General features: G+C 64.8%; 9 protein-coding genes. 4 read left to right on the forward strand and 5 right to left on the reverse strand.

The window, feature by feature from the left end:
• The first annotated feature begins 283 nt into the window (after positions 1 to 283).
• Positions 284 to 1,954, forward strand: a complete 1,671-nt coding sequence (locus tag ACZY0R_RS22990; protein ID WP_488861463.1) for an MASE1 domain-containing protein — start codon at positions 284 to 286, stop codon at positions 1,952 to 1,954.
• The gene (locus ACZY0R_RS22995; RefSeq protein ID WP_488861465.1) at positions 1,935 to 2,600 is read left to right on the forward strand and encodes a response regulator; all 666 of its coding nucleotides are present in this window, start codon (positions 1,935 to 1,937) and stop codon (positions 2,598 to 2,600) included. Before ACZY0R_RS22990 ends, ACZY0R_RS22995 begins: the two co-directional genes overlap by 20 nt.
• 427 nt (positions 2,601 to 3,027) lie before the next feature.
• On the opposite strand, the gene ACZY0R_RS23000 is transcribed toward ACZY0R_RS22995, so the two are convergent.
• The 4 genes from ACZY0R_RS23000 to mfd all read right to left on the reverse strand — a co-directional run bounded on the left by ACZY0R_RS23000 (position 3,028) and on the right by mfd (position 10,704).
• Entirely contained in the window at positions 3,028 to 4,419 is a 1,392-nt protein-coding gene (locus ACZY0R_RS23000; RefSeq protein ID WP_488861467.1) for an amidohydrolase, read from the reverse strand.
• Between the two features lie 79 nt (positions 4,420 to 4,498).
• Positions 4,499 to 5,803, reverse strand: coding sequence for an MFS transporter (locus tag ACZY0R_RS23005; RefSeq protein ID WP_488861469.1), 1,305 nt, complete (start codon positions 5,801 to 5,803; stop codon positions 4,499 to 4,501).
• An 80-nt stretch (positions 5,804 to 5,883) separates the two neighbouring features.
• Positions 5,884 to 7,089 (reverse strand): acetylornithine deacetylase, encoded by a 1,206-nt coding sequence (gene argE / locus ACZY0R_RS23010; protein WP_488861471.1) that lies wholly within the window; start codon positions 7,087 to 7,089, stop codon positions 5,884 to 5,886.
• Positions 7,090 to 7,242: 153 nt separating this feature from the next.
• Entirely contained in the window at positions 7,243 to 10,704 is a 3,462-nt protein-coding gene (gene mfd / locus ACZY0R_RS23015) for a transcription-repair coupling factor (protein ID WP_488861473.1), read from the reverse strand.
• A 350-nt stretch (positions 10,705 to 11,054) separates the two neighbouring features.
• Between mfd and ispD the strand changes: the two genes are divergently transcribed.
• Positions 11,055 to 11,831 carry a 2-C-methyl-D-erythritol 4-phosphate cytidylyltransferase gene (gene ispD / locus ACZY0R_RS23020; protein WP_488861475.1) on the forward strand — a complete coding sequence of 259 codons (777 nt, stop codon included), beginning with the start codon at positions 11,055 to 11,057 and terminating at the stop codon, positions 11,829 to 11,831.
• A gap of 40 nt (positions 11,832 to 11,871) precedes the next feature.
• Entirely contained in the window at positions 11,872 to 12,381 is a 510-nt protein-coding gene (ispF, locus tag ACZY0R_RS23025; protein ID WP_488861477.1) for a 2-C-methyl-D-erythritol 2,4-cyclodiphosphate synthase, read from the forward strand.
• A gap of 52 nt (positions 12,382 to 12,433) precedes the next feature.
• Here the strand turns inward: ispF and ACZY0R_RS23030 are convergent, their stop codons facing one another.
• Positions 12,434 to 13,015 carry a GNAT family N-acetyltransferase gene (locus ACZY0R_RS23030; RefSeq protein ID WP_488861479.1) on the reverse strand — a complete coding sequence of 194 codons (582 nt, stop codon included), beginning with the start codon at positions 13,013 to 13,015 and terminating at the stop codon, positions 12,434 to 12,436.
• Positions 13,016 to 13,135 lie beyond the last annotated feature (120 nt).

Raw genomic sequence — 13,135 nt, forward strand, 5'->3', positions numbered from 1 at the left:
ACCCGGCACGACTCGTGCTCATACGAAGTATGGCGTCCAACCCGGACGGTATAGCTCATCGAATCCACCGGCTACGCTTACAGCACAGGGGGGTTCTGACGTAGATTCATAGTAATCCTGCAGCACCATGGATTCGCAGCACTTCGCCTGGCACAGACTCGGTGCAAACACGTGATTTGCCACAGGTGAATCGGACTCTAACTTTCGCAAGAGTATCGTCATTGCGGCTAACGAGAAAATGACTGGATGTGGCAGGGGCAGTCCCCAGGATTTGAAGCGAACAATGGTCATCATTCCGCGCAACTCGAAGCTTAGACTCTTCGTTCACACCGGATTTGTCGCATTGGCGTATTACGCCGGTGCAAAGCTGGGACTTGCTTATGCGGTAGTGGGCGGGGCAGTGTCTCTGGTGTGGCTTTCCAGCGGCATCGCCCTCGTTGCGCTGCTCGTCATGGGCCTCGCTGTTGCCCCCGGAATTGCCATTGGCTCCGTGTTGGCCAATATGTCGGTGGGCGTGCCGCTACCAGTGGCCGCGGTGATTAGCCTCGGTGCGACGGCTGCAGCCTTGACGGCTACCTTATTGTTAAAGCGGGTAGCCCGATTCCAGATCACCTTGGACCGCATCAAAGACGTGTTAGCTTTCATCATCCTGGCTGCGACGGTCAGCACGGCAGTGAGTGCGCTGATCGGTGCGACCGCCCTCCTTGGAGGGGGCTTGCTATCAGTCACCGAGTACGGCGCAGCCTTTCTGAAATGGTGGCTCGGTGACATGATGGGGGTGCTCGTGGTGGCCCCGCCGCTGCTCAGCTTGCTTACGTATCCGAGCCCTATCCGCTCCGTAAAGCAGGCCGTGGAAGCGTGCGGACTGACCGTTACGGTCTTCTGGGTGAGTTACGTCATCTTCGGCGCCACCGAACTTACTGGGCACGGCTACTATCCGGCAGCCTTGGCGATTTTTCCGTTCATTATCTGGGCGGCTCTCCGATTCGGTCATCTGGGCACCAGCCTCTCAACCTTGCTGGTCTCAATCGTGGCCATTTTGGGCACCACGAACGGCACCGGTCCCTTTGCCGCCGAATCTCCGGTGGATAGCCTCGTGAGATGGTGCGCCTTCGCGAATGTCGTGGCAGTAACTGGACTGCTGCTGGTGGCGGCACATGCTCAGGAAAAGCGCATCCATAGCCTCCTGCTGGCATCCCATGTCGAGTTGGAACGGCGCGTGCAAGAGCGAACCCAGGACTTGGAGCTAGCGAACATTGAACTGGAGCAGGAGATGGCGCGACGTCGTCTGCTGGAAGCAGAACTGGTCAGAATCGGCGATCAGCAGCAGAGACTCATCGGCCGGGAACTGCATGACGGCCTCGGGCAGCACCTCACCAGCTTGGGCTTTTACTGCGCCACCTTGACTCAAGAACTACAGAAGCATAGCCACCCAGCCGCCCCGATGGCGGCTACCATCGTCGAATTGGTGAAGCAGGCGTCCTTGATGACTCGCAAGATTGCCCATGGCCTGGATCCGGTCGCCATGGAATCTGGTGGCCTTACGATCGCCTTGCAAGGGTTGGCACAGACGACCCGCGCGCTGAATGGCATAGGCTGCACGCTCCGCATCGAGTCAAATGTGGACTTACTCGATCCGCCGATGCAGATTAACCTTTACCGTGCGGCACAGGAAGCAGTCAATAACGCGCTGAAATATAGCCAGTGCCGCCACATTTGGATCGACCTGGAGCGCGAACGCGGAAGGCAGAGGCTTTCCATCAGTGACAATGGGATGGGGGTCGACCTGGAACAAATGGAGCGTGCCTCGGGACTGGGGCTTCACAACCTGCGCCACCGGGCGAGCCTCTTGGGCGGCTCTTGCATGGTCACCCGCAATGCATTGGGTGGTACCACGGTTGCCATCAGCTATCCGATACCGGAGAGTCCAGGACATGAAAGGGAAGCCATCTAGCCTGGGCCACGCGACTCAGATCCTGATCGTGGACGACCACCCCATCCTCCGGGAGGGGTTAACCCACTTGCTGAATCTGCATGAGGATCTGCACGTCTGCGGTGCGGCCGGCAGTGCCGAAGAAGCTCTGGCGGTGATGGCCTGCCAGCCCGACTTGGCCATTGTGGACCTCAGTCTGCACTCGAACTCCGGCCTGGATCTTGTCAAAACGCTCCGGCAACACTATCCAAATCTGGCAATCCTCGTCCTCAGCATGCATGACGAAACCCTGTTTGCCGAACGCGCACTGCGGGCTGGAGCAAACGGATATCTGATGAAACTCGAGGCCACAGAGCATATTATGAACGCCGTCCGCGAGGTGCTGGCGGGTAATATTTACCTGAGCGCCGCCATGCATGAAAAGCTGGCGCGGGCTCTGACGGTTCCCCAGCGAACTCCGACGGGCTCAATCGCGAGCCTTTCGGAAAGGGAGTTCGAGGTCCTGCACCTGATCGGACTCGGCTTCAGCACCCGCGAGATCGCCGAGAAACTGAGTCGGAGCGTCAAGACCATCGAGGCACATCAGGCCAACATCAAGGAAAAGCTGGATATTCCTAACGGCAAGGAACTGATGCGCTTCGCCATTCATTGGATCGAGAGCCAATAGAGCGGAGTCCGCCTCACCGAATAAGGCAATCCCCTGGAGACCTTTGAGCATTTTGTCTCGGAAGAGCCATCACTACGGTAACTGCGCCGATGGCAGGTGCTGCGCCAATGTCTAGCTTATGTCAGAAGGCGCACGCAACGAAGCAAGGCATGTCGCCTCCCTCTCGGACGTGTCCGGTGAGAGGCTCCAGGCGGTCATCCGGGCTGAGTCGGCGATCGATTGCTATGTAATGAGTAGATACCGACAGCGGAAGATTTGCGTGGACGTGACATGTAAGGCCCGCTTGGTTTTTCGAAGTAGCGGCCTGCTCGATAAGGGCTATGCCGCGGTCGCGCGACGATAGGCAATCGGGGAACAAGATCGTGGATCGCCTCAGCCTTCCAGGCAGACGAGATCATCCCGGCCACCGTCTGCCCGGCAATCACCCCTATCGCTGCGCCATAGTCATATAGTCGACCGTCAAACCGGCCAACGCCCTGACCCCATTCACCAACGCGGCCTCATCCACATAGAACTCCGGCGAATGGTTGGAGGGCGCCTTGTTCACATCCATCCCCTTGGGCGTCACCCCCAGGTTAAAGAACAATCCCGGCACCTTCTCCTGGTAGAACGAGAAGTCCTCAGAAGCCGTCAGCTTCGGGCTGATCATCCAATTCCCGTCTCCCGCTACACGCTTGAGCGTGGGCGCCATCTTCTCGGTCAGCGCCGGCTGGTTGACGGTGGCGTTGTAGAGCTCCAGCACCTTGAAATTCGCCTCGGCGCCGGCGCTGGCGGCGATGGCTTCGGTGGTGCGCTTCATGCGGGCATGGATGTCCTTCTTCATGCCTTCGTCATAGGTGCGGATGGTGCCCATCATCTCGACCGTTTCAGGCACGATGTTCATGCGGTTGCCGCCATGGATGGTGCCCACGGTGATGACGGACGGTTCCAGCATGGCGTCGACCTGGCGGCTCTGGATGGTCTGCAGGCCGAGCACGATCTGGGAGGCTACCACGATAGGGTCGATGCCTCCCCAGGGCTTGGCGCCGTGGGTCTGGCGGCCTTTGACGTCGATCCAGAACTGGTCGGCGGCGGCCATGGCGGGGCCGCTGCGCCAGCCGAGCTTGCCGGATTCGATGCTGCTGGTCACGTGCAGGCCGAAGATGGCATCCACCTTCGGGTTGTCCAGCACGCCTTCGGCCACCATCTGCTTGGCGCCCCACATATTGCTGCCGTTGGGCTCGAAATCCGCCGGGCTTTCCTCGGCCGGCTGGAAGATAAACTTGACCGTGCCGGGCAACTGGTCTTTCATGCCGGCCAGCACCTCTGCCGTTGCCATCAGGATCGCGACGTGCGTGTCATGCCCGCAGGCGTGCATCACGTCCACCTCCTTGCCCAGGAACAGGCCCTTGGCCTTGGAGGCGAAGGGCACGTCCACGCGTTCCTTGACCGGCAGCGCATCCATGTCCGCGCGCAGCGCCACCACCGGACCCGGCTTGCCGCCCTTGAGCACGCCTACCACGCCGGTCTTGGCTACGCCCGTCTTCACCTCCATGCCGAGCTTGCGCAGGTGGTCCGCCACCAGCCTGGAGGTGCGGACTTCGTAGTTGCCAAGCTCCGGGTGCTGGTGGATGTCGCGGCGCCAGGCGATCAGTTGCGCCTCGACCGCCTTGGCTCGGGTGTCGATCTGCGCCTGCAGGCTTTCGCCGCTGGCGCCTTGTGCCTGTGCGGCGGCGGGGACGAGGCAGAGCAGGCCGGCGGCCAGCGAGAGTGCGGACAGGCCAGCACGCAGTGTGGAGCGCGTGGACGTTTGGGAACGATGGGCTTGTTGCGCAGCCATGAAGAGGTCTCCTTGAATTTGCTGTCGAGCCTGAAGAACGGGGCCTGGCCCGGCCCCGCAACCGTATGCGTACCGCGCCTCAGCGGATGCCCAGGCGCACGCGCGTCTGGCCCAGCGCCACCAGGCTCACCACAGCGCAGGCCATCAGGTAGAAGCTCGGCGCCAGCTTGCTGCCGGTGGCGCCGATCAGCCAGGTCAGGATGAAGGGCGCAAAGCCGCCGAACAGCGTCACCGCGATGTTGTAGGACAGTGAAAGGCCGGTGGTGCGCGTCTTGACCGGGAAGATCTCCGACGCCAGCGCGGGCAGCGCGCCGAAGTACAGCGTCATCATCAGCCCCAGCGCCACCTGCACCGCCAGCATCATGCCGAAGCCAGGATAGTGGTTGAGCAGCCAGAACAGCGGCCAGATCGATACCAGCAGGAGGACCGCGGCGACGCGCATGGGCGCGATGCGGCCATAGCGATCCGACCAGTGCCCGACCAGCGGCGAGAACAGCATCTGCACCACGCCCGTGGCTAGAGTGGCAGCGAATGCGGTGGAGGGTGGCAGGCCCAGCTGCTTGACGGCATAGGTCGGCATGTACAGCACGAGATAGGTCGACACCGTGGCGACGATCACCACGCCCATTGCCAGCAGCAGGCGCTCTTTCTGGTGGCCGAGCGTGTCGCGCAGCGGCGTGTCGGTGGTTTCGGCATGGAGGAATTCGGGCGTTTCGTCGACATGGCGGCGGATGTAGTAAGCCACCGGGCCGATCAGCAGGCCGAACAGGAAGGGCACGCGCCAGCCCCAGGATTGCATCTGCTCGGGCGCGAGCGTGGTGGTGAGCACGGCGCCGAAGCCCGCCGCGAGCAGGGTGGTCAGGCCCTGGCTGGCGACCTGGAAGCTCGAGTAAAAGCCGCGCCGGTCGGGCGCATGCTCGGCTAGGAAAGCCGTCGCGCTGCCGAACTCGCCGCCTGCGGAGAAGCCCTGGATCATGCGCGCCAGCACGATGCCGACAGGCGCCAGCACGCCAATCGAGGCATAGGTGGGCAGCAGCGCGATGATCAGCGTGCCCACCATCATCAGCAGGATCGACAGCGTCAGCGCGGCGCGGCGGCCTTTGCGGTCGGCATAGACGCCGATCACGATGGCGCCCAGCGGGCGCATGAAGAACGACACGCCGAACGTGCCCAGCGTCAGCAACAGCGAGGTGGTTTCGTCGTGGCTGGGAAAGAACAGCGCGGAGATGGTGACGGCGAAGAAGCCGTAGACGACCAGGTCGAACCACTCCAGGGCATTGCCGATGGAGGCCGATATCACCGCGCGCCAGGGATGGCGCGAAGCGGGCGCGGCCGCCTGCGCCGCGCCGGTGTTGCCGGTACCGCTTGTCGATACTGCTGTCATGGTGTCTCCCTGTTATTTTTGGACATGACGCAACAACCGGCCCGCCGCGGAGGCGGGCCGTCAACAACGCAAAAAACGGCTTAGTTCACCCGCAGGCTGTCGACCACCTTGTGCAGGAAGGACTCGCAGGCGGCGAGTTGTTCCAGTTCGACGAACTCGTCGGGCTTGTGCGCCTGCTGGATATCGCCGGGGCCGCACACCACGGCCGGGATGCCGGCGCGCTGGAACAGGCCGGCCTCGGTGCCATAGGCGACCTTGTTGACGTCACGGTCGGCGGTGAGCGCGCGCACCAGTTGCGTGATGGCTTCCTGCTCGGCCACGTCGAGCGACGGCGCGGCGGCGATCTTGCTGATGGTGAGGCCGGCGTCGCCGTGCTCGGCGCGCATCTTGGGCAGCAGCACCTCGTTGGCGTAGCTCTGGATGCGGGCGAAGATGGCTTCGGGATCGACCCCCGGCAGGTTGCGGAACTCGAACACGAACTCGCACAGCGCCGGGATGGTGTTGAGCGCGATACCGCCCTGTATGGTGCCGGTCTGGGCGGTGGTGAAGGGCACGTCGAAGTCGCGGTCGTAGGGGCCGTTGGCCTTGAACTCGTCGGCGATGTCGCGGATGAAGCAGATCAGGCGCGCGGCGTACTCGATGGCATTGACGCCCTTGGGCGTGAGCGACGAATGCGCGGCCTGGCCCTTGACGCAGCAGCGGTAGGCATTGATGCCCTTGTGCGCCACGATCACGCGCATGCTGGTGGGCTCTCCCACGATGCAGCCGGCCGGGCGTACGCCGCGATCGCGCAGTTCGGCCAGCAGATAGGGCGCGCCCATGCAGCCGATCTCTTCGTCGAAGGACAGCGCGTAGTGCACCGGCTCGCGCAGCTTGGCCTGCAGGATGGTGGGCAGCAGCGCCAGGCTGGTGCCGATAAAGCCTTTCATGTCGCAGGTGCCGCGGCCGTACAGGCGGCCGTCGCGGATCACCGGCTTGAACGGATCCGAGGTCCAGTTCTGGCCGTCCACCGGTACCACGTCGGTGTGGCCCGACAGCACGATGCCGCCATCGGTGCTGCCGTCGGCGGCGGGCACGGTGACGAACAGGTTGGCCTTGTCGCCTTGCGGGTTGTAGGTCAGGTGGGGGCGCAGGCCCTTGGCCAGGAAATGATCGCGTACCGCTTCGATCAGGCCGAGGTTGGAATGGCGGCTGGTGGTGTCGTAGCTGACCAGGCGCTGGGTCCAGTCGAGCGCGCTGCCACGGTTGGCGGCATCGGCAGGCTTGCTGAGGGTATCGGCTTGCATGGCTTGGGGCCTTTGGCTTTGGGTAACGTGTTAACGTGTTAAGTGAACGATGCTACACCGCGGCGGGCCGAAGGTCCATGCACGGTGCACCATCGCCGCCCGCTCCGGCGGCAATGCGCTGCAAGCGGGGAGCGGGGTAGCGCAGAGCAATGATCAGGCCAGTTGGCGCAACGTATGCTTGATCGTCTGCGCGCGCACTGCAATATCCGGCATCTTGGCCTCGATGCGCAGCTTGTCCTGGCCGGCGAGCTTGATGTGCCGGTTCTTCTGCACCAGGTCGATGATCTTCATCGCATCGATCGGCGGGTTGGGCAGGAACTGCATGCTGATCGCCGCATCGCTGGCGTCGATCTTGCGCACGCCCAGCGGCACGGCGGTAATGCGCAGCCGGTGGGTTTCGATCAGCGCCTGCGCCTGCGGCGGCAGCCGGCCGAAGCGGTCGATCAGCTCCTCCTGGATATCGTCCACGCGCTCGGCCGCTTCGCAGTTGGCCAGGCGCTTGTACAGCGACAGGCGTTCGTGCACGTCGATGCAATAGTCGCTAGGCAGCAGGGCCGGGGTGCCGAGGTTGATTTCGGTGGTGGCCGCCAGCGGCGCCATCAGGTCGGGCTCCTTGCCGGCCTTGAGCGCCTTGACGGCGGCATTGAGCATGTCGGTGTAGAGCTGGAAGCCGATCTCGTGGATCTCGCCGGATTGCTTGTCGCCCAGCACTTCGCCCGCGCCGCGGATCTCCAGGTCGTGCATGGCCAGGTAGAAGCCCGAGCCCAGTTCTTCCATCTGCTGGATGGCTTCGAGCCGGCGCTGCGCCAGCTTGCTCAGGCCGTCCACATCGTGCACCAGCATGTAGGCGTAGGCCTGGTGGTGCGAGCGCCCGACGCGGCCGCGCAGCTGGTGCAGCTGCGCCAGGCCGAATTTGTCGGAACGATGGATCAGGATGGTGTTGGCGGTCGGCACGTCGATGCCGGTCTCGATGATGGTGGTGCACAGCAGGATGTTGTCGCGGCGCGCGACGAAGTCCCGCATCACGCGCTCCAGTTCGCGCTCGTGCATCTGCCCGTGCGCCACCGCGATGCGCGCTTCCGGCACCAGCTCGGCGAGCTTGGCGCGCTTGTTCTCGATGGTGTCGACTTCGTTGTGCAGGAAGTAGACCTGCCCGCCGCGCTTGAGCTCGCGCAGGATGGCCTCGCGCACCACGCCGTCTTCCTCGCGCCGCACGAAGGTCTTGATGGCCAGGCGCTTTTGCGGCGCGGTGGCGATCACCGAGAAATCGCGCAGGCCTTCGAGCGCCATGCCCAGCGTGCGGGGGATTGGCGTGGCGGTCAGGGTCAGCACGTCGACCTCGGCGCGCAAGGTCTTCAGCATCTCCTTCTGGCGCACGCCGAACCGGTGCTCCTCATCGATGACGACCAGCCCGAGGCGCTGGAACTTGACATCGTCCGACAGCATCTTGTGCGTGCCGATCACGACGTCGGCGGTGCCGTCGTTGATCTGCTTGATGGCGCCGTCGATCTCCTTCTTGGTCTTGAAGCGCGACAGCTCCACGATCCGCACCGGCCATTCGGCGAAGCGGTCGGAGAGATTCTGGAAATGCTGCTCGGCCAGCAGCGTGGTGGGCGCCAGGATGGCCACCTGCTTGCCGCCCATGACCGCCACGAAGGCGGCGCGCAACGCGACTTCGGTCTTGCCGAAGCCCACGTCGCCGCATACCAGGCGATCCATCGGCTTGCCCGAGGTCATGTCGGCAATCACCGCGGCGATGGCGGCGGCCTGGTCCGGCGTTTCCTCGAAGCCGAAGCTCTCGGCGAATTTCTCGTAGTCCCTGGGCGTGAGTTCGAAGGCATGGCCCTGGCGCAAGGCGCGGCGCGCGTACAGGTTGAGCAGTTCGGCGGCCGTATCGCGGATTTGCTGCGCGGCTTTGCGTTTCGCGCGGTCCCACTGGCCGGAGCCGAGCTGGTGCAGCGGCGCGGTGTCCGGATCGGCGCCGGAGTAGCGCGAGATCACGTGCAACTGGTGCACCGGCACGTACAGCTTGCTGCCTTTCTCGTAATCCAGGTGCAGGAATTCCTCTTCGCCCTGGCCCATGTCGAGCGTGACCAGGCCCTGATAGCGGCCGATGCCGTGTTCGCTGTGCACCACGGGGTCGCCGATCTTGAGCTCGGCCAGGTCGCGCACCATCGAGTCGACGGCGCTAGCTTGTTCCTGCTTGCGCCGGCCCGTGCGGCGCGCGGTGCCGGCATACAGCTCGGCCTCGGTGACAAAGGCCAGCGGTGCGATGCCGTCCGCGCCGGCCAGGGCGAAGCCGCTTTGCAGCGGCGCCACCACGATGGAGAAATGCGAGTCGCCGGCCAGGAAGGCGGCGAAGTCGTCGATCGGCTGCGGGCGCAGCCCGCTTTCGCCGAACAGCTGCAGCAGGGTTTCGCGGCGGCCGGCCGAGTCGGCGCACATCAGCACACGCCGGTCCTTCTTCAGCAGCAGGGCTTCGAGGTTGACCAGCGGGTCTTCGGCGCGGCGGTTGACCGAGACATCGGGCAGCGGCTCGGCCAGCGGCGTAGTGTCCGCACTGGCGGCAGCCTGCAGCACCAGCCGCGCCAGCGGCTTGGCGCCGGCGAAGAACTGCTCCTCCAGCAGGAACAGCGCCGCGGGCGGCAGCAGGGGCCGCTCGCGGTCATGGCGCATGAAGTTGTAGCGCTGCGTGGTATCGGCCCAGAAACGGCGGATCGCCTCGTGTACATCGCCGACGAAGGCGATCTGGCTATCGGCAGGCAGGTAATCGAAGACGGTAGCCGAGCTTTCGAAGAACAGCGGCAGGTAGTACTCGATGCCGGCCGACGGCACGCCGTTGCCAATATCCTTGTAGATCGTCGATTTGCTCGGATCGCCTTCGAACAGTTCGCGCCAGCGGCCGCGGAAGGCGGTGCGCGCGGCTTCGTCGAGCGGAAACTCGCGGCCCGGCAGCAAGCGCACTTCCTTGACCGGGTAAAGGCTGCGCTGGGTGTCGGGGTCGAAGGCGCGGATGGTTTCGATTTCCTCGCCGAACAGGTCGATCCGGTACGGCAGCGGCGAGCCCATCGGGAACAGGTCGATCAGGCCGCCGCGCACGCTGTACTCGCCGGGCCGCATGACGGCGCTGACATGCTCGTATCCGGCCAGCGTGAACTGTGCCTTGAGCGCGGCTTCGTCGAGCTTCTCGCCCTGCTTGAAGAAGAATGTGTAGGCCGCCAGGAAAGCAGGCGGCGCCAGCCGGTAGAGCGCGGTCTGCGCCGGCACCAGCATGATGTCGCACTGGCCGCCCTGGATGTCGTGCAAGGTGGCCAGCCGCTCGGAGACCAGGTCCTGGTGCGGCGAGAAACTGTCGTAGGGCAGGGTTTCCCAGTCGGGCAGCAGGCGCACCCGCAAGTCCGGCGCGAACCAGGGGATTTCCTCGGCCAGCCGCTGGGCGTCGATTGCATTGGCGCACATCACCGCCAGCATCGGCACGCGCTCGCGGTGCTGGCTAGCGTAGGCGGCCAGCGCCAGGGCGTCGGCGGAGCCGGCCAGGCCGGACACGGTGTTGCGCTGGCCGGCCTTGACCAAAGGGAGGTTGGCGAAGGGGGCGGGACGATTGGCTTCAGGCATCGGGTGCGGGCTGGCTTGTTGGCTTGCTTGGGGCGTTGCGGACGTTGCAGGGGTACCTGCTGTGCGTGTGCGTACGGTTGCGGGCAAGAAAGCGTGCCATGCAACAGCGACACCCCGCCGGCGTTGCGGGCGGGGTGCAGGCGGAGCAGGCGGCGCTCACAGGAACAAAGGCACTGCGCTTTCGTCGCCCGCATGTCCGCGGGCGAAGGCCGTATTATAGAATGCGCTCCGAAATCCGCGTTTTCAATGCCTCGCCTCGAGCCCGCCAGTTGGGTAGAGAGGGTGGACATCTTGAAAGCCTTGCGCCGTGCCCCGTGCACGGCACCCACCTTGCCCCTTGCTCGCTATCCGTGTCTGCTCGCCGTTTTGCCCTGATCCCCTGTGCCGGTACCGGCAGCCGCGCCGGCGGCAGCTTGCCCAAGCAATACCAGACCGTGGCCGGCCGGCCGATGATCTGGTATGCGCTGGCCGCCTTCGCGGCCTGCGATGCCATCAGCGCCACCGCGCTGGTGCTGGCGCCGGACGATATGCCGCTGGAGTCCCGCTTCGGCGCGGCGGCCTTTGCCGGCCTGCGTTTTGACACCGCCTTCGTGGGCGGCGACACGCGTCATGCTTCCGTGCTGGCGGGCTTGCATCACCTGGCACAGCTCGGCGCCACCGACCGCGACTGGGTGCTGGTGCACGATGCCGCGCGTCCCGGCCTCACGCCTGCCATGATCCACTCGCTGGTGCGCGCGGTGGAGGGCGAGAGTGGCGCGGAAGAAGATAGCCCCGACGCCGCCATCGGCGGCATCCTGGCGGTGCCGGTGCCCGATACGCTCAAGCGCGCCGACCCGGCACCCGGCGGCCAGCCGGCTGCCGTGGTGCGCATCGGCGCCACGGTGCCGCGCGAGGGCTTGTGGCAGGCGCAGACGCCGCAGATGTTCCGCGTCGGCGTGCTCCGGCAGGCGCTGCAGGAAGCGCTGGCGGCGGGCGCCGTGGTGACCGACGAGGCCAGCGCGATCGAGCGGCTGGGCCTGCATCCGCGGCTGGTCAACGGCTCGCTGCGCAATTTCAAGGTGACCTATCCCGAAGACTTCGCCCTGGCCGAGCTGCTGCTGGGCGAAGACGCCGCCACGAAGCCCTGAAACCCATTTCCTAACCCGATCCTGAAGGAGTGCCGCTCCCATGACCCCATTCGATATCCGCGTCGGCCAAGGCTACGACGTGCACGCGCTGGTGCCCGGCCGCAAGCTCATCCTGGGCGGCGTGGACATCCCCCACGATCGCGGCCTGCTCGGGCATTCCGACGCTGACGCGTTGCTCCATGCGATTACCGATGCATTGTTCGGCGCGGCAGGCCTGGGCGACATCGGCCGGCATTTCCCGGATACCGATGCGCGTTTCGCGGGGGCGGACAGCCGTGCGTTGCTGCGCGAGGCCGCTCGGCGGGTGCGCGAGGCCGGCTACGAAATCGGCAATGTGGACGCGACCGTGATTGCGCAGGCGCCGAAGCTGGCGCCGCATATCGGCGCCATGGTGGCAAACCTGGCCGAAGACCTCGGCTTGCCGCCGGCAAGCTGCAACGTCAAGGCCAAGACCAATGAGAAGCTGGGCTTCGAGGGAAAGCAGGAAGGCATCGTGGCGCAGGCCGTGGTGCTGATCTGGCGCGGCACGATCGCGAGCACGCAGGACTAAGGCTGACGGCGGGGACGGTGACCGCCGGAGCGGCGTCCGGCTATCCCGGTGTTCAGCCTTTGGACGTTGTGCCGGCCTCCGCCGTTTTTTCGGACGACAGGGTGTAGACGTAGTCGATCAACCGGGCCATCTGCCCTGAGCGCGCACCAGCCTCCGTGCGTTTGGCAAAGCCCATTTGCTCGCAGAGCCGGTTGGCGGATTTCATTTCCGGCATGGTCCGCACCAGCAATGCGCTGGCGCCGATATCGCGCGCGCGCTGGATGCAGACCTGCATCAGCGTGCGGCCCAGCCCAAGGCCCCGCGCCTGCGGGTTCACCGCCAGCAGGCGTGCTTCCGGCAGGCCTAACGTGATGGTGCTGCCGTCCAGTGCCTGCAGGGTGGCGCCCGGATGGCAGAACAACACCGCACCGCTGATGCCGTGATCGGTCTCAGCCACCCACCATTCCATTTCCGAGGTTGTTGCCGCCAGCACGGATTTCATGCCTTGCTGGAAGGACGCCCGGCAATCCTCCATGATCTCCAGCTCGTATTGGCCATAGGCCTGCTGGGTCACCGCGGCAATGTCGCCCCAGTCGTGCACGGCGGCGAGCCGGTAGTGGAAGCGCGGGGAGGTATGCGAGGGAAGGGAGCTCATGGCGGAGGGGTGAAGACTGTGACCTTTGCTGGATTGTAGGCTCTTCGGTGCACAAATGCAGTCAGTGAATCACCGACTTGGCACACCGGCCACAGGCTTGCATCGACACGAGCAGAACGC

The organism is Cupriavidus sp. F041, assembly GCF_057814235.1.